At 73.1% G+C, this 21,232-nt stretch carries 18 protein-coding genes; 5 read left to right on the top strand and 13 right to left on the bottom strand.

Going from position 1 to position 21,232, the window contains the following annotated elements; genetic code table 11:
• Positions 1-755 precede the first annotated feature (755 nt).
• Together tyrS and QI554_RS09640 are read right to left on the bottom strand one after the other, a co-directional pair.
• On the bottom strand, positions 756-2,030 hold the full coding sequence (gene tyrS, locus QI554_RS09645; protein ID WP_281468112.1) for a tyrosine--tRNA ligase: 1,275 nt from the start codon (positions 2,028-2,030) through the stop codon (positions 756-758).
• Positions 2,031-2,075: 45 nt separating this feature from the next.
• Positions 2,076-2,747 (bottom strand): DNA-3-methyladenine glycosylase, encoded by a 672-nt coding sequence (locus tag QI554_RS09640; RefSeq protein WP_281468110.1) that lies wholly within the window; start codon positions 2,745-2,747, stop codon positions 2,076-2,078.
• A 104-nt stretch (positions 2,748-2,851) separates the two neighbouring features.
• Between QI554_RS09640 and QI554_RS09635 the strand changes: the two genes are divergently transcribed.
• On the top strand, positions 2,852-3,637 hold the full coding sequence (locus tag QI554_RS09635) for a sporulation protein (RefSeq protein WP_281468108.1): 786 nt from the start codon (positions 2,852-2,854) through the stop codon (positions 3,635-3,637).
• A 36-nt stretch (positions 3,638-3,673) separates the two neighbouring features.
• Here the strand turns inward: QI554_RS09635 and QI554_RS09630 are convergent, their stop codons facing one another.
• Positions 3,674-5,128, bottom strand: coding sequence for a hypothetical protein (locus QI554_RS09630; protein ID WP_281468105.1), 1,455 nt, complete (start codon positions 5,126-5,128; stop codon positions 3,674-3,676).
• Positions 5,129-5,294: 166 nt separating this feature from the next.
• Here QI554_RS09630 and QI554_RS09625 point away from each other — a divergent pair, with 166 nt between their 5' ends.
• Positions 5,295-5,837, top strand: coding sequence for a YbhB/YbcL family Raf kinase inhibitor-like protein (locus QI554_RS09625; RefSeq protein ID WP_281468103.1), 543 nt, complete (start codon positions 5,295-5,297; stop codon positions 5,835-5,837).
• A 371-nt stretch (positions 5,838-6,208) separates the two neighbouring features.
• A complete protein-coding gene (locus QI554_RS09620) occupies positions 6,209-6,715 on the top strand; it encodes an HNH endonuclease (RefSeq protein ID WP_281468101.1) in 507 nt (168 codons plus the stop codon).
• An 87-nt stretch (positions 6,716-6,802) separates the two neighbouring features.
• On the opposite strand, the gene QI554_RS09615 is transcribed toward QI554_RS09620, so the two are convergent.
• The 4 genes from QI554_RS09615 to QI554_RS09600 form a co-directional block, all read right to left on the bottom strand.
• Positions 6,803-8,506 (bottom strand): peptidase MA family metallohydrolase, encoded by a 1,704-nt coding sequence (locus QI554_RS09615; protein ID WP_281468098.1) that lies wholly within the window; start codon positions 8,504-8,506, stop codon positions 6,803-6,805.
• Positions 8,507-8,636: 130 nt separating this feature from the next.
• Positions 8,637-10,316 (bottom strand): hypothetical protein, encoded by a 1,680-nt coding sequence (locus QI554_RS09610; RefSeq protein ID WP_281468096.1) that lies wholly within the window; start codon positions 10,314-10,316, stop codon positions 8,637-8,639.
• Positions 10,313-12,232, bottom strand: coding sequence for a hypothetical protein (locus QI554_RS09605; RefSeq protein ID WP_281468094.1), 1,920 nt, complete (start codon positions 12,230-12,232; stop codon positions 10,313-10,315). Before QI554_RS09605 ends, QI554_RS09610 begins: the two co-directional genes overlap by 4 nt.
• A gap of 147 nt (positions 12,233-12,379) precedes the next feature.
• A complete protein-coding gene (locus QI554_RS09600) occupies positions 12,380-12,835 on the bottom strand; it encodes a MarR family winged helix-turn-helix transcriptional regulator (protein WP_281468092.1) in 456 nt (151 codons plus the stop codon).
• A 99-nt stretch (positions 12,836-12,934) separates the two neighbouring features.
• Here QI554_RS09600 and QI554_RS09595 point away from each other — a divergent pair, with 99 nt between their 5' ends.
• On the top strand, positions 12,935-15,262 hold the full coding sequence (locus QI554_RS09595; RefSeq protein ID WP_281468090.1) for an MMPL family transporter: 2,328 nt from the start codon (positions 12,935-12,937) through the stop codon (positions 15,260-15,262).
• Here the strand turns inward: QI554_RS09595 and QI554_RS09590 are convergent.
• A complete protein-coding gene (locus tag QI554_RS09590; protein ID WP_281468088.1) occupies positions 15,160-16,074 on the bottom strand; it encodes a metallophosphoesterase family protein in 915 nt (304 codons plus the stop codon). The genes QI554_RS09595 and QI554_RS09590 overlap by 103 nt on opposite strands.
• A gap of 129 nt (positions 16,075-16,203) precedes the next feature.
• Between QI554_RS09590 and QI554_RS09585 the strand changes: the two genes are divergently transcribed.
• The gene (locus QI554_RS09585; protein WP_281468086.1) at positions 16,204-17,355 is read left to right on the top strand and encodes a DUF2330 domain-containing protein; all 1,152 of its coding nucleotides are present in this window, start codon (positions 16,204-16,206) and stop codon (positions 17,353-17,355) included.
• A gap of 27 nt (positions 17,356-17,382) precedes the next feature.
• On the opposite strand, the gene QI554_RS09580 is transcribed toward QI554_RS09585, so the two are convergent.
• The 5 genes from QI554_RS09580 to QI554_RS09560 form a co-directional block, all read right to left on the bottom strand.
• Positions 17,383-17,910, bottom strand: a complete 528-nt coding sequence (locus tag QI554_RS09580) for a hypothetical protein (RefSeq protein ID WP_281468084.1) — start codon at positions 17,908-17,910, stop codon at positions 17,383-17,385.
• 126 nt (positions 17,911-18,036) lie between these two features.
• Positions 18,037-19,548 (bottom strand): cobyric acid synthase, encoded by a 1,512-nt coding sequence (locus QI554_RS09575; protein WP_281468082.1) that lies wholly within the window; start codon positions 19,546-19,548, stop codon positions 18,037-18,039.
• A 203-nt stretch (positions 19,549-19,751) separates the two neighbouring features.
• Complete coding sequence (locus tag QI554_RS09570; RefSeq protein ID WP_281468080.1) at positions 19,752-20,702, bottom strand: cobalamin biosynthesis protein; 951 nt, start codon at positions 20,700-20,702, stop codon at positions 19,752-19,754.
• Positions 20,703-20,744: 42 nt separating this feature from the next.
• A complete protein-coding gene (locus tag QI554_RS09565; RefSeq protein ID WP_281468078.1) occupies positions 20,745-20,909 on the bottom strand; it encodes a hypothetical protein in 165 nt (54 codons plus the stop codon).
• Positions 20,900-21,226, bottom strand: a complete 327-nt coding sequence (locus QI554_RS09560; RefSeq protein WP_281468076.1) for a hypothetical protein — start codon at positions 21,224-21,226, stop codon at positions 20,900-20,902. Before QI554_RS09560 ends, QI554_RS09565 begins: the two co-directional genes overlap by 10 nt.
• Positions 21,227-21,232: the final 6 nt, after the last annotated feature.

The following is a 21,232-nucleotide window of genomic DNA, read 5'->3' as shown; positions in this document are numbered from 1 at the left end:
GGTCAACACATACGAAGGAGCCGCGCTCCGTCGGAGGAATAGTCCGACCAGCGCATGCGTCCTTGCTGTGACCCCCGGCCGCTGACATGGCCGGAGGATTTTGTACCAAAGGAATCCCTACGAACACCCAGGAGACGACCGGACGGTCGATCCTGTAGTGAACGCCGGGGTTGTTATTTGGCGTTGACTTTTGGCACGCTGTTGAGTTCTCAAGGAACGGACGCTTCCTTTGAGACCCTTTCACCGGTCTCTCCGGGCGTTTCGCTTCTTTTGTGTTTCGTTTTGTTTCTTTTCTTTCTGCTCTTCGAGCTTACCAGATCCGTTTTCTCGTTTTCAACTCGCTTCCGAGTTGAACACAAGCCGCGCACCTGGCGTTCTCGATGCATCAACCTTAGCAGGTTTCTGCGGGGCTCCGAACCACTTCCGTTTTCCGGTGCGAACACCGCCGAAAGCAAATTCGGACAGCACAAATAACGACTCCCGGAAATCGCATGGGAACGATTCCGTTCGATTCGCTTCGATGTGTTGGTCGCTGCGGGACCGGCCATCGCGCCACGGACGCGGACCTGCTTCAGGCGCACGACGAATCGCGCTGCTCTGGAAGGGGGTTCACGGATGGGCGCGCCTGTCCGGGCCTCCCGAACTAGCGACTCGGACGACATTAGACCAACGCCCGGGACGAGTCAAGCCGGGCGGGGGAACCTCGTCGGAGGTGCCCCCGCCCGGCTTGACGGGGTCGCGAACTGCCTTATGTGTCAGCCGAGTTTGACGGCACCCAGGTTGCGCTTGCCCCGGCGGAGCAGCACCCACTGGCCGTGCAGCAGGTCGTCGGCGCCGAGGAGCGCGTCCTCTTCGGTCACCTTCACGTTGTTCACGTAGGCGCCGCCTTCCTTGACGGTGCGGCGGGCCGCGCCCTTGCTGGCGACCAGACCGGTGGCCACCAGCGCGTCGACGACGGTCGGCAGCTCGGTCACGGACGCCGAGGGCAGCTCGGCGACCGCGGCGTTGAGCGTCGCGCGGTCGAGCGTCGCCAGGTCGCCCTGGCCGAACAGTGCGCGGCTGGCCTCGACGGCGGCGGCGCACTGGTCGGCGCCGTGCACGAGCGTGGTGAGCTCCTCGGCGAGGGCACGCTGGGCGGCGCGGCCGGCCGGGCGTTCCGCGGACTCGCGCTCGAGGGCCTCGATCTCGTCGTGGCTCCGGAAGCTGAAGGTGCGCAGGTAGCGGGCGACGTCGCGGTCGTCCGAGTTCAGCCAGAACTGGTAGAAGGCGTAGGGCGTGGTCAGCTCGGGGTCGAGCCAGACCGCGCCACCCTCGGTCTTGCCGAACTTGGTGCCGTCCGCCTTGGTGAGCAGGTTCATCGTCAGGGCGTGCGCCTGGCCGTGCGGGGTGTTGCCGGTGACGCGGCGGACCAGGTCGAGGCCTGCGGTGATGTTGCCCCACTGGTCGCTGCCGCCGATCTGCAGCGTGCAGCCGTGCCGGCGGTAGAGCTCCAGGTAGTCGAAGGACTGGAGGATGACGTAGCTGAACTCGGTGTAACTGATGCCTTCGCCGCCGAGCCGGGACTTCACGGTGTCGCGGGCCAGCATCTGGTTGATGCTGAAGTGCTTGCCGAGGTCGCGGAGCAGGTCGATGGCGGTGAGGTCGGCCGTCCAGTCGAGGTTGTTGGCCATGATGGCGGTGTCCGGCCGGTCGCCTTCGAAGTCGAGGAAGGCGGAGAGCTGGCCGCGGATGCGCCCGGTCCAGTCGCGGACGGTGTCGGTGTCGTTCAGCTGGCGCTCGGCGGACGGCTTGGGGTCGCCGATGAGGCCGGTGGCGCCGCCGACGAGGGCGATGGGCCGGTGGCCGGCGCGCTGGAGGCGGCGCAGCGTGAGCACGATGACGAGGTGTCCGACGTGGAGGCTGGCCGCGGTGGGGTCGAAGCCCGCATAGACCGTGATCGGACCGTCCGCGAGGGATTTGCGCAGGGCGTCCTCGTCGGTGGTCTGGGCGATGATCCCGCGCCACTTGAGGTCCTCGACGATGTCCGTCACGGTCGTTCTTCTCCTTGGTGGGAAGGTCAGGAAGATGCGGTCGGCCTACAGCGTGCCCGACGGGTCCGCCGCGGCGCGAACCGGATTCCGGCGGACGCGCGGGGTGTGGGCCCGATAGGGGCTGACGGTGGGGTCGGCGTCGATGTGGAAGCGCCAGGGGTGGGCGGCGCCGTCGCCGCCGACGCCGGTGCGCGGCCCGGTGCGGACCGCGCCGGCCTGCGGGGGTGTGCCGTACATAAGGCGGAAGCCGGTGTCGGGTGCGCAGGCGTCGGCGCCGTCGTCGGTGCGGTCGATGCCGAGGGCGAGGGTGAGCCGGGCGGGGCCCTGCGCCAGTTCACTGGGACGGCGGGCGTTGGGGCGTCGCGCGGCGGCGAGGTCGGCGCCTTCGACGATCTCGCCGGCGCGGAGGAGCACGGCGGAGGCGCGTCCTTCGGGGCCGCAGACGACGTTGACGCAGTAGTGCATGCCGTACGTGAAGTAGACGTACAGGTGTCCGGGCGGGCCGAACATGGTGCTGTTGCGCGGGGTCTGTCCGCGGAACGCGTGCGAGCCCGGGTCGTTGTGTCCGTCGTAGGCCTCGACCTCGGTGACGCGGAGCACGATCGGCCCGTCCGGGGTGTCGTGGCGCAGCAGGCGTCCGAGCAGGTCGGGGGCGACGGCCAGAACGGGCCGGGCGAAGAACGACCGGGGTAGGGCTCGACGCGGTGCTGCGGGCATGGTCCAGACTCTACGGCGACGGGGGTCAGGTGCTGGTGCGGGGCCTCCGGGCCCGTCCCAGGAGAAACGGTCCGGCAGCGGTCGGTCCCGGCAGGGGAGGAACCATGGTGTTCAAGAAGCTGATGGCGAGCTTGGGAGCCGGCGGGGCATCCGTCGAGACGGAGCTCTACCAGCCGAATGTGACGCCGGGCGGCTTCGCCGAGGGCCGCATCCGGATCCAGGGCGGCAAGGTCGACCAGGTGATCGAGGGCCTGTACGTCGAGCTGCGCGCGGTGGTGGAGATCGAGACCGAGGACGGCGAGTACAAGGTCAACCAGGACTTCGCGCGTCTGCAGGTGGGCGGAGGCTTCCAGCTGCGCGAGGGCGCGGTGCACGACGTGCCGTTCTCGCTCGGCATCCCGTGGGAGACGCCGGTGACGGTGTTCCGGGGCGTTCAGCTGCGCGGCACGAGCATCGGGGTGCGCACCGAGCTGGAGATCGACAACGCGATCGACAAGGGCGACCTGGACCCGGTCCAGGTGCACCCGCTGCCGGCGCAGGCGGCGATCCTGGACGCGTTCGGGAACCTCGGGTTCCACTTCAAGGGCGCCGACCTGGAGAAGGGGCACATCCGCAACACGCGGCAGCGGCTGCCCTTCTACCAGGAGATCGAGTTCGCGCCGTCGGCGCAGTACGCGCGCGGGATCAACGAGGTCGAGCTGACGTTCATCTCGGACGAGCACGCGACCGAGGTCATCCTCGAGCTGGACAAGAAGGGCGGGCTGCTCACCGAGGGCAGCGACGCGTACCGGCACTTCACGGTCGACCACGCGGCGGTGGCGGGGACGGACTGGACGGCGTACCTGCACGGCTGGCTGCACGAGGTGGGCTCGCGGCGCGGCTGGTTCTAGTCGTTCCCGTCGGCGCCGGCGGCTAGCGGCTAGTGGCTAGCGGCCGAACATGCTGTTCACGTACTGCGCCCAGTCGCGTTCGAAGTCGGCGCGGCCGCGTCCGGTGGCGTCCTTGATGGCGCGGTCGACGGACGCGGGTGACGGGTCCGCGTAGACGGCGCTGACGAGCCGGTAGACGGCGGCGCTGCCGCGGGTCTGTTCGATGCGCAGCAGGACGAGGTGGGCGAGCTCGTACGAGGCGGCGTTGCCCACCGGGTCGGCCTGGTAGAGGTCGGCGTCGGTGGGCAGCGTGCCGGGGAAGCGGCCGCTGCGGACGTAGGTGCGTGCTTCGGCGAGGTCGCCCTCGAGGTGTCCGTGGTGCGGGCGGAGCGCGAGCCAGTCGGCGAAGCCTTCGACGAGCCACACGGGCTGGTTCTGTCCGGCGAGTTCGCTGCGCAGCGGGGTGATGAGGGCGTGGGCCGTCTCGTGGCGGAGCAGGACGGCGGCGCGTTCGGGGTCGCCCGACGTGAAGTAGCCGGAGGTGACGTCGACGACGATGCGGGCGCCGCCGAACTGGGGGGTGCTGCCGGGGGCGGACTGGGTGGCGGTGGTCCCGGTGGGTGAGGTGCGCAGCGCGTAGGTGAGGCCGGACTCGTCGCCGTGCTGGTCGGCGCGGCCGCCGTAGAGCTCGTAGAAGGCGGCGCGGTCGGCGACGGGGACGAGGACGAAGCCGGGAGATGTGCCGCGGGGGCCCGCGTAGCCGGTGAGGTCGGTGACGGCGGCCTGTTCGGCGGCGTCCGCGAGGGATTCGGCGCGGTCGGCGACCTGGGGGTCGGCGAGGACGACCGTGTGGGGGCGTCGGACGACGGTGAGTGTGGCGCGGTCCCAGGGTGCGGGGTAGTCGCGGGCGTAGCGGTATCCGGCGCCTTCGTACGGGGTTCCGGTGATGCTGCTGATGCGCAGGGGCGCGCCGGGCGCGGGCCGGGTGACGGTCCAGCGGTAGCCCTCCCCCACGGTCGCGACGTCGGCGTTGGTGATGCGGTGGTCGAAGGAGACGTCGACGATCAGCGTGCCGGCCGCGCCGGGCACGGGGCGGCTGCTGTCGACGCGGTAGGCGGCTTCGTCGAACGGGATGGGCCGCAGGTTGCGGAAGAGCCGGCGTTGTTCGTCGACGAGGCCGGGGGTGGCGGGGTCGAGTGCCGCGGTGAAGGCGGCTTCGTCGCCGGCGGCGAGCGCGTGGGTGCGGGCGGCGGCGAGGGCGTCGAGCTGCGCCGGGGTGATGCCGGTGTCGGTGCCGGGGACGGCCGGGGTGGCGTCGCCCGGTTGGGTGGCGCTCGGGACGCCGGGCTGGGCGCCTTGGCCGGGGGTGTGCGGGGTGCCGCCGCGGCTTCGGGTGGCGCCGTACGCGATGACCGACGTGAGCAGGACGACGAGCAGGATCAGGGCGACGGTGGGGCGGTTGACGCGGCCTGCCCGGCCCGTGGTGGGCCGTATCGGTCGCGCTTGCGCCACGTGGCCCGCTCCCCTCGGTTCGCTTCGCCCGGTGGCGGGAGGATACCTGGGCGTGGGCGTGGCGCCGAGAGATGATCGTGCTCGCGTTGTCCGTGGTGGGCGGGATGCCGCCTGGGGAGCGCGTAGGGTCGGAGGGTTGGTGCCGTCCTGGAGACGAGGAGTGGTCGTGTCGGACCTGAAGCTGCCCCCGATGCCGTATGAATTCCTGCCGGAGAAGCCGTGGTTCACGGTGGAGAGCACGGATGTGGCGGACGGTGTGACGCTGCCCGACCCGTACGTGAGCGGGGTGATGGGCGCGGGTGGCGAGGACGTGTCGCCGCAGCTGTCGTGGGCGGGTTTCCCGCCGGAGACGAAGAGCTTCGTGGTGACGTGCTTCGACCCGGACGCGCCGACCGCGAGCGGGTTCTGGCACTGGACCGTGGTGGACGTCCCCGTGTCGGTGACGGAGCTGCCCCGGGGCGCGGGCGCGGCGGACGGCAAGGGGCTGCCCGCGGGCGCGTTCCATGTGCGCAACGACGCCGGTATGCCGGGTTATGTGGGTGCGGCGCCGCCGGAGGGGCACCACGCGCACCGTTACGCGTTCGTCGTGCACGCGGTGGGCGAGGAGACGCTGGGTGTGGACGAGAACGTGACGCCCGCGGTGGTCGGTTTCAACCTGTTCTTCAAGACGCTGGCGCGGGCCATCATCACGCCGGTGTACCAGCGCTGACGCCTTCCCCCGACGAACCGCGCGCCCGTCGTGGAGCCCTGCTCCGCGGCGGGCGCGCGGTCGTGTGCGCGCCCGCGCGACGCGGGGTGTTCGGCGGGTGTTCGGCGAAATTGCGTTGTCCGGCTGATCGTGCGGGGGGCACAGTGGTCACGGCCCGCGGCCGTGACGCGGCGGGCCGCCGAGTCGGAATTCCCCGAACCGGGCCGTCGAGTTCACGGAAAGGCGCGCATGGCCACCGCGGCACCACCGCTCTGTTGAGGACGATCCGGCGCGCGTAGCGTGTCGGCGCGTTCCGGCGGGCGTCTGCCCGGCGGTGCGCGGTGTCGTTCCGGGTTCCCGGCGGTCCACCCCCTTGGAAGGAGGGCGGACGCATGCGGGACACGTTGGTGCTGAACGCGACGTACCAGCCGCTCGCGACGGTGTCGTTCCGTCGCGCGCTTGTGCTGGTGTTGCAGGAGAAGGCCGTCGTCGAGGACGCCGATCCCGGCCGGGTCGTGCGAGCGGCGGCGCTTGAGCTGCCGGTTCCCCGGGTCATCAGATTGCTCCGCTACGTCCGCGTGCCGTTCCGACAACGGGTCGCGTGGTCGAAGCGCGGGGTGCTGCAGCGGGACGGCCGCAAGTGCGCGTACTGCGGCGGGCGGGCCACGACGGTGGACCACGTGCGGCCGAAGTCGCGCGGTGGCGCGGACTCGTGGCTGAACACGGTGGCGGCCTGCGCGGCGGACAACCAGCTCAAGGCGGACCGGACGCCGGAGGAGGCGGGGATGCGGCTGCTGTTCGAGCCGTACGAGCCCGCCGGGTCGCGTGCGCTGGTGCTGGCGTTCGGCGTGACGGGGGCGGAGCAGCAGGCGTGGTTCGGTGAGCCGGTGACGGCCTGACGCGGCGTGTGCCGCGGCCGTCCGGCGGTGGGTGTCCCGGCGTGTGACGCCGGTGTGGAGTGCGAGGACTTCGGCTGACCCGTGGGGTCAGCCGAAGTTCTTGCGTGTCCAGTCGGCCCAGGCCTTCTCGAACTCGCTGAGGTTCTTGCCGGTGGCGGCGCGCATCGCGGCGTCGAGGCTGCTGGAGGTGCCCTGGTAGACGTCCGCTATGAACGCGCAGGCGCGGTCGGCGCCGTAGGTGTCGGCGAGGTAGCGGATGGCCAGGTGGGCCTGGTTGTAGGCGGCGTCGATGACGTCTTCGTCGGTGGAGTCGAAGTCGGCGTCGGTGGGCAGGGTGCCCTTGAACTTGCCGTTGTGGATGAGGTCGGCGACGCCGCGCGCCTCGTAGGTGCCGCGGATCGACCGGTCGGCCTGTGCGGCCCAGTCGGCGAAGCCCTCGGCGGCCCAGAGGGGTATGCGGGTGAAGTCGGCGCGGGTGATGGGGTCGAGCAGGGCGTGCATCATCTCGTGCCGCAGGATGACCTTGGCGAAGACCGCGTCGCGGTCCATCTCGGTGAGGTCGATGACGACGCGGCTGCCGCCGACGCGGTCGTTGTCGCCGGAGGCGGACAGCGGGAGCGCGAAGCCGGCCGCCCAGTCGCCGGCGGACTCGCGGCTGTACATCTTGTCGAAGTCGGCGCGTTCGCGGGTGAGCGCGATGACGAAGCCGGGCGAGGTGCCGGTGGGTCCGGACCAGCGCTGGAGGTCGTAGGTGGCGGCCGCTTCGGCCTCGTCGGCGCGGATGCGCAGGTGGTCGCCGAGGGAGCGGTCGCCCAACGTGACGACGTGCGCGCGGCGTTCGACGGCGAGGTCCCACAGGTCCCACGGCGCCGGGTAGCCGGAGGGGCCGGTGACGTGGCTGTCGTCGGCGCCGACGACTTTGGTGACGGCGCACGGGTCGGTGCTGGTGGCGCAGCGCACGGTCCACACGTAGTGCTCGGCGACGGCGCCGACGTCGGCGCCGGTGATCTTGTGCTGGAACGCGACGTCGACGGTTGCGGTGACCGGCCAGCCGCCGGTGGCGCCGGGGTCGGTGCGGGCGTCGGTGACGCGCTTGGCGTTCCACGTGGACTCGTCGAACGGGATCTTGCGCAGGTTGGCGAACAGCCGGTTCTGGCCGTCGAGGAGCGCCTTGTCGTTCTTGTCGAGGCCGCGGGTGAAGGCGGCGGCGTCGTTGGCGCGCAGGGCGGTGGTGCGGGTCGCGGCGAGGGCCTGGGTGCGGGTGAGCACGGCGGCCTCGGCGGAGGAGGACGCGGTGGGGCCGGTGAGCCCCGGGTCCTTGGTCGGGTTGGTGCCGCCGGGCCGCGCCGGGTCGCCGGCCTGGGGCGCGTACGGGTGGGTCTCGCCGTGCGCGGAGTCGGCGGCGGCACCCGCCGAGCGGGCGGCGCCGCGGTCGGCCGCGACGCCGACGTAGGCGATGAGGGTGACGACGGCGGCGAGCAGGCTCAGCGCGACGATGGCGGGAGTCTGCTGGTCGCGGCGGGGGTCGACGACGGCGTGCGGCCACAGCCGCTGCGGGTCGCCGGGGTGCGCGTACGGGATCTGGCCGAACGGCGGGCGCTGTCCCGGGAAACCGGTGGGCGTCCACTGCCACGCGCCGGGCACGGGGGCGGGCCAGTACGGGGTGGGCTGCCGGTTTGTGCCGGGGGCGGGGTACGGGGTGGCGCCGCGGGTCTGCCCGGGGATACCGCCGGATATCGGGGCGTCGGAGGACTCCCCCTCGACCATGGGGCCAGGTGCGCTGTCGTCCATGGTCATCCTTGTGCTCCGCGGGTGCCGTCACCCGTGCGGGTGCAGCGTGAGGATATCGGGGTGCGCCCGGGTCGGGGGAAAACCGGGCGAATGCGGCGTCGGCGCAAGGCCGTCGCGTGGTGTCGTGTGCTCATCCGACCTTGTTCTTGACGTATTGCGCCCATTTGGCTTCGAAGGTTGTCCGGTCCAGTCCGGTCGCGGCGGTGAGCGCGGCGTCGACGGCTTCCGGGCGGGGGTCGCGGTAGACCGCGACGACGAAGCAGTAGGCCTTGGCGGGGCCGTACTTGTCGGCGATGAAACGGATCGCGAGCATCGCGAAGTGGTAGCCGGTCGCGCTCGTCTTGGAATCGGTCGAGTAGATCTCGGTGTCGGTCGGCAGCCGGCCGGAGAAGCCTCCGGAGCGGACCAGTTCGCGGGCGGGCGGGACGTACCAGCGGTCGAGCGAGCGGTCGGCCCACTCCAGGTATCCGGCGAACCCCTCGGCGACCCACAGCGGCGGCGCGGCGCCGACGACGCGCTTCTGGAACGGCGCGACCATGGCGTGGCCCATCTCGTGCCGGAAGATCGCGATGGTGCCGTCGGCGGCGCCGTCGCTGATGTCGGCGGAGGTGGAGTCGACGTAGATCCGGCTGCCGGCGAAGTCCGGGGTGTCGGGCGCGCGTTGCACGGGGTCGGCGGGCAGGGACAGGCACACGCCGATGGCGTTGGAGGTGACGCTGTCGCCGCCGCGGACCGCGTCGAACGACGCGTGGTCCGGGGTCAGGAAGACGACGAAGCGCTCGGGCGGGCGCTCGGGACCCTGCCAGGCGGCCAGGTCGCGGGTCGCGGCGGTCTCCGCGCGGGTGGCCCAGGTGGCGGCCTTGGACTCGTGCTGCCGGGCGGCCAGCAGCAGCACGTGCGGCTTGTCGACGAGGACGAGTTCGGCCGCGTCCCACGGCGCCGGATAGGTCGAGTTGCGGCGCGCGGCGTCGGTGGGGCCGCCGTCGACGGCGGTGATCAGCGCGGGCGCGCCCGGCGCGGCGCGGGTGACCGTCCAGTGGTACATCTCGGCGATCGCGCCGACGTCGACGCCGGTGATCTGGTGGGCGAAGACGATGGTGGCGGAGCTGGCGCGCGGGCCTCCGGGGGGCGGGCCGCCGCCTCCAGGTCCTCCGCCCGGACCACCGCCGGGGCCGCCGGGGCCGTGCCCCGCACCGCCGTTCGGGCCGCGGCTCGGCGCGCCGGGACCGCCACCTGGGCCGCCTCCAGGGCCGCCGCCGGGTCCGCGTCCGGGACCGCCGCCCGGGCCCGGACCTCCAGGACCGGGACCGCCCGGGCCTGGGCCCGGACCGCCACCGGGCGGGCGGTCCGGCGGGGGTTCCGGCCGGACGTCCTGCAGCCGGTACTCGGCGCGGCTGAACGGGATCTTGAGCAGGTTGCCGAACAGCCGTACCCGTTCGGCGCGCAGGTCGGGCCGGTCGGGTGCGTAGGCGGACAGGAACAGCTGCTCGTCGCGGGTCCGCAGTGCGGTGTTCTGCGTCGCGACGAGCGCCGCGACCTCGTCGCGGGTGGGGTCGGCGGGGCGGGCGCGTCCGGGTCCGCCGGTCTCGCGGTCCGGCTGCCCGCCGGCGCCCGGGATGCGGCCGTCGGCGCCCACGTGGTCGACGACCGAGCGGGCGGCGTCGGGGCGTTCCGCGAGATAGGGTCCGGCGGCGAGGCCGGAGGGGATGAGCAGTGCGGCGGCGACCGCGATGGCGGCGGCAAGCCGTACGCCGGGCCGGCCCGGAGGGCTGCGGCGGTCGGCGTCGTCGGGCCCGGAGGCTTCCGTCACACGTGGCTCTTGACCCACTGCGCCCACTTCGACTGGAACGTCGCCATGTCGAGGCCGGTCGCCGCTTGGAGCGCGCTCTCCACCGCGGTCGGCTCGCGGTAGACGGCGACGACGAACTCGAAGGCCTTGCCCGCACCGTACTTGTCGGCGATGTACCGGATGGCCGTCATGGCCAGGTGGTAGTTGATGCCGCTGGACTCGGGGTCCTCGCCGTACAGGTCCTTGTCGCCGGGGAGTTTGCCGGTGAACTCGCCGCTGCGGACGTAGTCGCGGGCGGCGGGCACGTAGTACTCGCCGAAGCGGTCCACCCATTCGAGGTATTCGGCGAAGCCCTCGACGACCCAGAGCGGGGCCTCGGCGCCGCGGGTGTTCTCGAACGCGTCCATGAGCGCGTGGCCCATCTCGTGGCGCATGACGCCGCTCTGGCCCTCCGCGCTGGTGGTGCCCTTCGCGCGGCTGTTCCAGGTGAGGCGGCTGCCGACGACCGTTCCGCTGCCACGGGAGCCGTCGCCGACGAGCGGGGCGCAGAACGCCACGACGCCCTTGGGCATGCCGGGGCCGTACGCCTTGGCGAACGTGTCGTCGTCGGGGCTGGCGAACACGATGAAGCGGGACCGGATTCCGTCGGGGCCCTTCCACAGCTCGAGGTCGCGCTTGGCGGCGCCCTCGGCGCGGTCGGCCCAGGTGCCGAGCTTGCCCTGGTCGGCGGCCGCGGCGAGCATGATGACGTGCGGGCGGTCGGCCTTGACCAGCTCGGCGAGGTCCCACGCGGCGGGGTAGCCGCCGCCGCGCCCGGACGAGCCGCGCACCTTGGTGATGCGCAACGGGGCGCCGATGGCGGCACGTTCGAGGGTCCAGACGTAGACCTCGGCGACCGGCGCGGCGTCGACGCCGGAGATCTGGTGGACGAAGCTGACCTCGACGTCGGCGGCGACCGGGCCGGTGTCGCGCCCGCTGAGCGCGCCGGACGCGACGCGGTCCCAGCGGAACTCGGCGCGGTCGAACGGGATGAGGCGCAGGTTCGCGAACGTGCGCCGGCGTTCCGCGAGCAGGTCGGCGGAGGCGGCCCCGGTCTGGTCGTACGGCGCGAGGAAGGCGTCCACGTTCCCGCCGCTCAGCGCGGCGCTCTGCGCGGTGGCGAGCGCGCGGACCTCGTCGAACTTGATCTCGGTGTGCGGTGGTTCGGACGGCGAGGGCGAGGCGCTCGCGGAGCCGTGCGGTGTGCCGGCCGACGCGGACGGGCCGGACGCCGCGGCGGGCGCGACGACGTCGCCCGCGCCCGGGAGTGAGACGAGGCCGCTGCCGACGATGAGCACCGCGAGCACGGTGGCGATGACCATGAGCGGCACGAGCACCGGGTGCATCCGGCGCGGCGGGGCCACGGCGGCGGGTTCGGCCGGGACGTCGGCGGCGGGCGGCGCGGAGGCGGCGTCGACCGCGCCGACGACGGTGCTTGTGGCCGGCAAGGGTTCGTCGGGTGCGGTGTTCGGTGCCGCGGACTGCGCGGCCGCGGCCGGATCGCCGACTCCCGCCGCGTCGGGGCCGGACGGTGCCGTGCCTTCGGCCTTCGGGCCTTCGGTGACGACGAGCGGCGCGGGCGTGAGGTTTTCTCCCGGCTGCGCGGCGCCGTGCGGCGAGGCGAACGCCTCGGGCTCGGTGGCCGGGTCGGCGAGGACGTCGGCCGTGGGCTCCGGCGGCGCGGCGGGGGGCAGCGGCCGGGCGAACGCGTCGGGTTCGGCCGCGGGGTCGGAGTAGGCGGGTGCCGGGCGTTCAGGTGACGGCGCCGGGGCCTCGCGCGGCTCGTCCGCGGGGTCGTTGTCGGCGGCCGGTTTCGGCTCGGATCCGCCTTGCGCTACCGCCGGTTCGGCGTCGTGACGGTCGTCGGCGGATATGCCGTCGTCGTGAACCCCGGCCATCGCGCCGCCTCCCCCGTGCCCGTGACCGACGTCCCCCCGTGCGGTCGTCCGGGACTTGCCGTTCCAATGTTCCGCGCAAGCGCGTTCGCGGAGAGTACCGGGCTTTGCCTCCGCACCGTCAAGCGGGTTGCCCCCGGGCCGTGCGGGTCAGCAGTCGACGGACTGCCAGCCCGGCCGGTGGGCGGCGAGGAGGCGGTCGGAGGCGTCCCGCAGGGTGTCGACCTCGGCGGGGTCGAGCACGGCGAAGAAGGCCTCTTCGGCGGCGCCGAGCAGGCGTCGGCTGGTCTCGACGGCCTCGCGTCCGGCGTCGGTGACGTGCACGAGGTGGCGGCGCCGGTCCTCGGGGTTGCGGCGCCGTTCGGCGAAGCCGCGGTCCTCGAGTTCGTCGATGACGCCGACGAGGACGTTCGGGTCGATGCCGAGGATGCGGCTGACGTCCTGCTGCGAGAGCCCGTCGTAGGTCAGGAGGGTCTCCATGACGTGGACGTGCTTGGACTTCACGCCGAGCGGAGCGAGCGTCTCCTCGGCCAGCGAGAGCATCGCGTCACCCAGTTTGACCAGGCGGTATCCGGTCCTGTCGCCCATCGGCGGCCGTCGCTCCATGCGCCTAACTCTAGCGAGCATCAATCATATGCACTCCATATGAACTCGTCTTCATATCGTATGCTGCCGATACGATTTCTTCGATCGGAAGGTCGGGCGATGTTCGCTGCCCTCGCACGCCTCGCCACCGGACGGCCACGGCTGCTCCTGGTGTCCGCACTCCTCTTCCTCGCCCTCGCCGGCTTCGTCGGCCGGGACGCCGCCGACCACCTGCTCGGCGGCGGCAACCAGGACCCCGGCTCGGCGTCGGCGCGCGCCGCCGAGGTGCTCGACCGCGACTTCCCCGGCGGCCGCCCCAACCTGGTCCTCCAGGTCACCCCCGTGGGCGACGGGCTGGACGCGCCCGCCACCGCCGCGAGCGCACGGGCGTTGGCCGACCGGCTCGCCGCCGAGCCCGGTGTGGCGGGCGTGCAGTCGTACTGGGCGACGGGGGCGCCCACGCTGCGTACCGACGACGGGCGTTCGGGGCTCGTCGTCGCGCACCTGACGGGTCGTGAGACGACCGCCGCGGACACGCTGGAGCGGATCGCGCCGCACTACCGCGGCACCCACGGCGGCCTGACCGTGCGCATCGGCGGCATCGTCGCGGTGCAGCGCGACATGCAGTCCACCGCGTCCGAGGACCTCATGCGTGCCGAATTCATCGCACTGCCGATCACGCTGCTGATCCTGGTGCTGGTCTTCGGCAGCGCCGTCGCGGCGCTGCTGCCGCTCGGCGTCGGCATATTCGCGATGTTCGGCACGAACGCGGTGCTGCGCGTGGTCGCGGGGCAGACGGACGTGTCGGTGTTCGCGCAGAACCTCACCACCGTGCTCGGCCTCGGACTCGCCGTCGACTACGGCCTGTTCGTGGTACGCCGCTACCGCGAGGAACTGGCCGGCGGCGCGGGCACGGCGGACGCTATCGCGGCGACGCTGCGCACCGCGGGCCGGACGGTGCTCATCTCGGCGCTGACGCTCGCGGTGTCGCTCGCCTCGATGCTGGTGTTCCCGCAGTACTTCCTGCGGTCGTTCGCGTACGCCGGGATCCCGGTCGTGCTGCTGGCGGCGGTCGGCGCGCTGGTGTTCCTGCCGGCCGCGCTGGCGCTGCTGGAGCACCGCATCGACGCGGGCGACCTGCGGCGGCTGGTGCGCCGCCGCTCGCGGTCGGCCGCCGCCCCGGAGCGGGACGCGCATCGGCTGCCGGGTGCCGGCTGGGAGCGGCTGGCCCGCGCGGTGATGCGCCGTGCGCCGCTGGTGTCCGGCGCGACGCTGGTGGGCCTGGTGCTGCTCGGACTGCCGTTCCTGGGCGTGCGGTTCGGGACCGGCGACGACCGGCAGCTGCCGAAGTCCGCCGAGTCGCGTCAGGTGCAGCAGGTCATCCGGGAACATGTCGACGGCCGTCCGGCGGGCACGATCGAGGTGGTCGCGCGGGGCGGGGCGGCGGTGGACCCGGCGGCGCGCGCGGACTACGCGGCCCGGCTGTCGGCGCTGCCGGGGGTCGCGCGCGTGGAGGGCCCGGACGGGGTGTTCCGGGCCGGCGCGGCCGCCGCACCGGCGGGGCCCGCGGAGGCCGGGCGGATCGCGGCGGGCTACGCGTACCTGTCGGTGGTGCCGTCGGTGGAGGACCTGTCGCCGGCCGGCCAGGACCTGGTGCGGGACGTCCGCGCGACTGCGGCGCCGGTGCCGGTGCTGGTCGGCGGGCTCGGCGCCACGGTCGTGGACAGCAAGGCGGCGGTCGCCGAACGCCTGGTGCCGGCCGGGTTGATCGTGGTGCTGGCGACGTTCCTGCTGGTGTTCGCGCTGACCGGGAGTGTGGTGATGCCGCTGCTGGCGATCGTGTTCGCGGCGCTGAGCCTGACGGCGATGTTCGGCGCGGTGGTGTGGGTGTTCCAGGACGGGCACTTCGCGGGCGCGCTCGGGTTCACGCCGACGGGGTCGATCGAGACGGTGCTGCCGGTGCTGATGTTCTGCATCGCGTTCGGGCTGTCGATGGACTACGGCGTGTTCCTGCTGTCCCGGGTCAAGGAGGAGTACGACCTGACGGGTGACCACCGGCGGTCCGTCGCGGTCGGGTTGGCGCGGACGGGCGGCATCATCACGGCGGCCGCGGCCGTGCTCGCGGTGGTCATGGGCGCGATCGGCACGTCACGGGTGACGAACACGATGATGCTGGGCTGCGGTCTGGCGCTGGCCGTGGTCGTGGACGCGTTCGTCGTGCGCAGCCTGCTGGTTCCCGCGGTGCTCGGGATGGTCGGCGAGCGGGCGTGGTGGGCGCCGCCCGCGTTGAAGCGCCTCCACGCGCGGTACGGCGTGTCCGAGGGCGGTGCGGCTCCGGTCGCGCGTCAGCCGGTGGCGGACGAAGGCGCGGAGCCGGTGCCGTCCGGCGTGGGGTCGGGGTCGTCGGGTTCGACCTCGAGCACCAGCCACGAGTCGGCCACCCGGTAGCCGGGGACGTCCCATGACACCTGGGGATCGGCGGCCAGGCCCTCGACCTGGACGGGGTCGAGGCCGGGTCCGCCGGGGAGTTGCTCGGTGTAGCGGTAGTGCAGGTGGCCGTGCGCGACCAGGTCCGGGTGCAGGGCGTCGACGAGGGCCTGCACCCGGTCCTGGTTCGGGAAGCAGCGTTCGTCGTCCTTGCGGTTGAACTCGGGCTTCGTCGCGCGCGGTTTGTCGTGGGTGAGCAGGACGTCGACGCCGTCGGGCAGCGCGGTGCGCGCGGCGGCCAGGACGGCGTCCGTCTCGGCGTCGGTGGCCTCCTCCTCGGGGAACCACAGCGTGCCGGCGAAGTCCGCGACGTCGCCGGGCGGTCGGCCGGCCGCCTGCCGGAAGCCCTCTTTGCGGGCGGCCTTCTTGTGGCGGCGTTCCTCCTCGGCGAGGCGCCAGTCCTTGTCGAGGGACAGGGCGCCGCCGAAGGCGAGGAAGGTGGTGCCGTCCCACGTCCAGTGGTGTCCGCGCGGGGCGTAGCGGACGCGGCCGCGGACGGCGAGGAAGCCCTCGGTGTCGGCGCGGTCGCCGTAGCGCTCGAGGAGCAGGCCGGTCTTGTCGTGGTTGCCGTCGAGGAAGTAGACGGTGACGCCGCGGGAGCGGGCGGAGCGGTGCAGTTCGTCGAGGAAGCGGACGCCGGCGGGTTCGTGCTCCCAGTAGCCGAAGTCGCCGAGCTGGAAGATCCGGTCGGCGCCGGCCTCCGCGGCGACGTCGAGCAGCAGCCGCAGGTGCCCGAGGTTGCCGTGGGTGTCTCCGGCCAGCAGGATCCGCATCGTCGTTCCCCCGTGTGTCGGTTTCTCCTCCCCCCATGATCGCCGCCTGCCGGAGTGCCCGGAACCGGATTTGCGGCGGCGGCGTCGAACCCGCGTTCACAGCACGGAGCGAGGAACGGGGCCACGGGCATGAAGACCAGGCGATGGACGGGGGCGGCACCCGCGCGGTGGCTGACGGTGCTGCTGCTGGTCGTCGGGATACAGCTGGGCGGACTGGTCCGTCCGGCGTGGGCCTGCGGCTGCGGGGCGGCGGTGCCGGCGGCGAACACGACGTTCCGGGTGACGGAGGAGACGTCGGCGGTGCGGTGGGACGGCCGGGCCGAGGACATCATGATGCGCCTGACGGTCGCGGGGAACAGCGACAAGGCGGCGTGGATCATGCCGGTGCCCACGCGGGCGACGGTCGCGCTCGGGGACGACCAGCTGTTCTCCCGCCTCGGCCACGTCGTGGAGCCCGTCGAGGAGACCCGGCACTACTTCTGGCCCCGCGAGGGCGACTGGCCGTTCACCGACCGGCCGGACCACGAGTCCGTCGCCGGGGCGCCGCGCGGCGGCGGGGAGGCCGCCGGCGCGCCGCCGGTGTCGGTGGTCGGCTCGGGGAGGCTGGGGCCGTTCGAGTTCGTGCAGTTGGCGGCGACGGACCCGGCGGCGCTGGAGTCCTGGCTGGGCGCGAACGGGTTCTCGATGCCGGACGGGCTCGCCCAGTCGCTGCGGCCGTACGTCGACCAGCACTGGGAGTACGTGGCGGTGAAGCTCGCCCCGGACACGCGCGGCAAGGTGCTGAGCGGTCCGATGGACCCGCTGCGGATCAGCTTCGCGTCGGACCGGCTGGTGTATCCGATGCGGCTGTCGCAGCGGGCGAAGAACCCGCAGCAGCTGAGGCTGTACGTGTTCGCGCCGCACCGTGTGGAGGCGGTCGCGGACATCGGCGGGGGCGGCACGACCGAGCTGCTGTACGCCGGGAAGCCCGACGCCGACGACGTGCGCTGGCCGGGCGAGGGCCTCGGCGCAGCGCCCTATCTGACGGCGATGGCACGGGACCTGTCGGCGCCCTCGACGATCACGGGTGACTTCGAGTTCCGGCCGGCCGCGAAGGACACCCGGTACCACCGTGTGAAGTACCGGGACGAGCTGCTGACGGTCGGCGGTGTGCCGGTGTGGCTCATGTCGGTGCTCGGCCCGGTCGTGCTGCTCGTCGCGTGGTGGGCGGTGCGGGCGCGGCGGCGGCATGTGCGCCTGATGGCGTCGTATCCGCCTCCGCCGCCGCTGCGGCCGCTGTAGGTCCGCGCCGAGGGCCCGGCCGAGGTCTCAGCCGCTGTTGAGCTGGCTGAGGCTGGGCTCCTTGTCCTCGATCGTCAGGCCGTTCTGGGTGCCGACGGACTTGAGGCCGTCGATCACGGAGCCGACGTCGTTGACGTCGGCGTCGGTGGCGTTGCCGCCGGACAGCTTGCCGCCGAGGTCCCTGAGTTTGTCCGCCACCGCGGTGATCGGGACCAGCGCCTTGGACAGCGTGGGGTCGCCCTGTGCGGCGTCGAGGGCCTTCTTCACCTCGTGGTAGGTGAACGCCCCCGCGAGGCCGGCCTTGACGAGCGCGAACGTGCGGCCGTCGGCGCCGGACTGGAACTTCCCCTCGCGGTACGGCTTCACGATCCAGCGGTACGACGCTCCCGCGGCGAGCCCGGAGTGCAGCACGAACTTGGTCTTGGCGAACTTCACCGGGTCCTTGGACTGTTCGACGGCGTCCGAGGTCTTGTCCTCGTTGCAGCCTGCGGTGCCGAGGACCAGCATGCACGCGGTCAGCACGGCGAGCAGGGCGCGGCCCAGCGGTGAGCGCATGGTGGATTCCCTCGCCTTCACACGAAAGTACGCACCATTGAGACACGGATCACCACAGTCGGCATATTGAGGCCGAAACCCCGAGAATCCGACGATCGACGCGGCCGATTGGGCCGATCGGGCCGGTCAGGCCCCCGGCGGCAGGAACGGCAGCCCGCCGGGGGCGCCGTGTTCGATGAGCCGGTCGACGGCGGCGTTGTCGAGGTGGTCCGCGACGAGGTCGCCGAGCGCGTCCAGGCGGGCCTGGCGCGCGGCCTCGAACGAGGTGTCGGGCGACACGGCGAAACGCCGCCCCGTCCATTGCGCCACCCGGGTGAGGAACGCGCGGCGGAAGCCGTCGTTCTCCAGCGCGCCGTGCCACAGCGTGCCCCAGGTCGCGCCGACCCGGCAGCCGTCCAACGGGGTGCCGTCGGCGGACGTGAACAGCGGGTCGCCGCCGTCGACGGTGACGACGCCGTGGTGGATCTCGTAGCCGGACACCGGCTCTCCGTCGGCGAACCCGGTCGGGCGCGCGAGGGTCTTGTCGGCGGCGAACCGCACCCGAACCGGGAGCAGGCCGAGGCCGGGGACGCGGCCGCGCCGCGACTCGACGGCGTCGTCGATCTCGGTGCCGAGCAGCTGGTATCCGCCGCACACGCCGAGGACGGGGCGGCCCTCCGCGACGCGGCGGGCGAGGGCGTCGGCCAGACCACGCTCACGCAGCCACGCCAGGTCCTCGACCGTCGCGCGGGTGCCGGGGACGACGACCAGGTCGGCGTCGGCGAGTTCAGCGGGCGAGGTGACGAACCGGACCACGACGCCGGGTTCCACGGACAGCGCGTCGATGTCGGTGAAGTTGCTGACCCGGGGCAGCCGGACGACGGCGACGCGCAGGATGTCCTCGCCGAGCGGCGGCACGGCCGCGCCGCGGTCGGCATCGAGCGCGAGCGAGTCCTCGACGTCCAGCCACAGGCCGGGCAGGTACGGCAGCACGCCGAGCACCGGGCGGCCGGTCAGCGCGCGGATCTGCGCCAGGCCGGGCTCCAGCAGGGCCTTGTCGCCGCGGAACTTGTTGACGACGAACCCGCACAGCAGCGCCTGGTCCTCGGGCGAGAGCAGCGCGACGGTGCCGAACAGGTGGGCGAACACGCCGCCCCGGTCGATGTCGCCGACGACGAGGACGGGCAGGTTCGCGGCGCGCGCGAGGCCCATGTTGGTGATGTCGCGGTCGCGCAGGTTGATCTCGGTGGGGCTGCCGGCGCCCTCGCACACCACCACGTCGTAGCGGGCGCGCAGGTCGGCCAGCGACTCCAGGACCGCCTCGAACAGGCGCGGCTTGAGGTCGCGGTAGTTCATCGCCGACACCTCGGCGACCGGGCGGCCGAGCAGCACGACCTGGCTGCTCATCGCGCCGCCGGGCTTGAGCAGCACCGGGTTCATGACGGCCTCGGGGGCGATGCCGGCGGCGGCTGCCTGCATCGCCTGGGCGCGGCCGATCTCCGCGCCGTCGGCGGTCACCATCGAGTTGAGCGACATGTTCTGCGCCTTGAACGGCGCGACCTTGACGCTCTCCCGCGCGAGTCGCCGGCACAGCCCGGCGACGAGGACGCTCTTGCCGGCGTCGGAGGTCGTTCCGGCGACGAGCAGAGCGCCGTTCATGAGTGCGGTCCTTCGGGCGGGGTCGGCGGACGTGCGGCCGCAGGGCCGCGGTCCGATGATCCCACCGCGCGGGTGGAGGACAGCAGGGGCACCCGTGCGGCGCCCGGTGCGCCGCACACCCGCAATGCTCGCCGGGCCGCCCGGCCGTCGGCAAGCCGCGGTCCGAATCTGTGGACAACTCGGCGTTCCGGGTCGGGTGAGCCTCAACCTGTGGACGACGAACCGCGGTTCCGGACGACCAGGGTCATGATGGTGAGCGCGGCCGCGGACAGCCCGACGGCGGTCGACAGGCGGTTCGCGCGCGGAATGTCGGCGGCCTCGGCGGAGCGGCCGTCGCCGAGCTCCGGGCGGTCCTCGGTGCGCCCGGCGTAGACGTTGCGGCCGCCGAGCCGGAGACCGAGCGCACCGGCCGCGGAGGCTTCGCAGCGGCCGGAGTTCGGGCTGGGGTGCGCCGCGCCGTCCCGCCGCAGGACGGTCCAGGTGGTGCGGGGAGAGCCACCGACCAGCGGTGCGGCGGCGACGGTCAGGAGCCCGGTCAGGCGCGCCGGGATCCAGTTGGCGGCGTCGTCGAGGCGGGCCGAGGCCCAGCCGAACTCGGCGTGCCGGGGCGTGCGGTGCCCGACCATGGCGTCCAGCGTGTTGGCCGCGCGGTAGGCCAGCAGCCCGGGGACGCCGGCGACGGCGCCCCAGAACAGCGGTGCGACGACGGCGTCGGAGGTGTTCTCGGCGACGGACTCCACCACCGCGCGCGCGATGCCGGTCTCGTCGAGGCCGGACGGATCGCGCCCGACGAGGTACGGCAGGCGGGCCCGCGCGGCGGGCAGGTCGCCCGCCGCGAGCGGGGCCCCGATCGCCCGGGCCTCGCGGCACAGCGTCGTGCCGCCGAGCACGGCCCACGTCGCCGCGGCGGTGACCGCGGTGCGCGCGACACGGCTGCGCCGGGTCAGCCGCGTCGCGGCTTGCCCGAGCGCCGCGCTGCCGCCGACCAGCAGCGCGGTGTAGACGGCGCCGCGGGCGCGCGTCGGGGCGTAGAGCCGCTGTTCGAGCCGGTGCGCCGCGCTGCCGAACAGCGCGACGGGGTGCCCGCGACGCGGGTCGCCGACGAGGGCGTCGGCGGCCACACCGAGGGCGAGCCCGAGGGCGGGTATGGGCACGGCGGATCCTCCGAGGTCGGCCTGGCGGCGGCGGGAGGCCCATCACACCACGGCGCCCGCCCCACCCCGACGACGGGCCGCGACACCCGACGCGACGAAGAGCATCACGCCCGCGCCCGCGTCGAACAGGGCAGGCGCCGCGGTGAACACGCGCATGCCCTGCCGCGTGGCCGCGTCGTACTCGTCCTTCCTGGTCGCTACGCGCACCGTGGCGCGCTGCTCGTCGCTCCACTACGTCGCGTAGCAGCCCCGCGCGTCGGGCGCAGCAGCGCCTTCACCGTGCGCAGCGGGTTGTAGGAGACGAGGCGGCGGCCACGCAGCAGGTGGTGGGCGCGGGAGACGAACATGGCGGCAAGGCCTGCGAACCACAACGGGAAGGCCAGCAGCACCAGCGTGATCACCAGTGGCCTGGAGACGTGCGATTCGCCGGGCAGCCGGGTCAACGCGCTCAGCAGCAGCTCGAGCACGGACGCGGCGATCGCGATGACGAACAACGTGCGGTAATGACCGTGAAGTTCATCCATGCCGCC

The sequence above is a fragment of the Yinghuangia seranimata genome (assembly GCF_029953285.1).
Classification (GTDB): Bacteria; Actinomycetota; Actinomycetes; order Streptomycetales; family Streptomycetaceae; genus Yinghuangia; species Yinghuangia seranimata.
This window is presented reverse-complemented; position numbering and strand designations above follow the sequence as displayed.

Excerpts from the sequence above, each read along its gene's own strand:
- QI554_RS09640 (WP_281468110.1), bottom strand. The coding sequence starts at position 2,747 with ATGCCCGCAGCACCGCGTCGAGCCCTACCCCGGTCGTTCTTCGCCCGG.
- QI554_RS09635 (WP_281468108.1), top strand. The coding sequence starts at position 2,852 with ATGGTGTTCAAGAAGCTGATGGCGAGCTTGGGAGCCGGCGGGGCATCC.
- QI554_RS09620 (WP_281468101.1), top strand. The coding sequence starts at position 6,209 with ATGCGGGACACGTTGGTGCTGAACGCGACGTACCAGCCGCTCGCGACG.
- QI554_RS09615 (WP_281468098.1), bottom strand. The coding sequence starts at position 8,506 with ATGGACGACAGCGCACCTGGCCCCATGGTCGAGGGGGAGTCCTCCGAC.
- QI554_RS09605 (WP_281468094.1), bottom strand. The coding sequence starts at position 12,232 with ATGGCCGGGGTTCACGACGACGGCATATCCGCCGACGACCGTCACGAC.
- QI554_RS09600 (WP_281468092.1), bottom strand. The coding sequence starts at position 12,835 with ATGGAGCGACGGCCGCCGATGGGCGACAGGACCGGATACCGCCTGGTC.
- QI554_RS09595 (WP_281468090.1), top strand. The coding sequence starts at position 12,935 with ATGTTCGCTGCCCTCGCACGCCTCGCCACCGGACGGCCACGGCTGCTC.
- QI554_RS09590 (WP_281468088.1), bottom strand. The coding sequence starts at position 16,074 with ATGCGGATCCTGCTGGCCGGAGACACCCACGGCAACCTCGGGCACCTG.
- QI554_RS09585 (WP_281468086.1), top strand. The coding sequence starts at position 16,204 with ATGAAGACCAGGCGATGGACGGGGGCGGCACCCGCGCGGTGGCTGACG.
- QI554_RS09580 (WP_281468084.1), bottom strand. The coding sequence starts at position 17,910 with ATGCGCTCACCGCTGGGCCGCGCCCTGCTCGCCGTGCTGACCGCGTGC.
- QI554_RS09575 (WP_281468082.1), bottom strand. The coding sequence starts at position 19,548 with ATGAACGGCGCTCTGCTCGTCGCCGGAACGACCTCCGACGCCGGCAAG.
- QI554_RS09560 (WP_281468076.1), bottom strand. The coding sequence starts at position 21,226 with ATGGATGAACTTCACGGTCATTACCGCACGTTGTTCGTCATCGCGATC.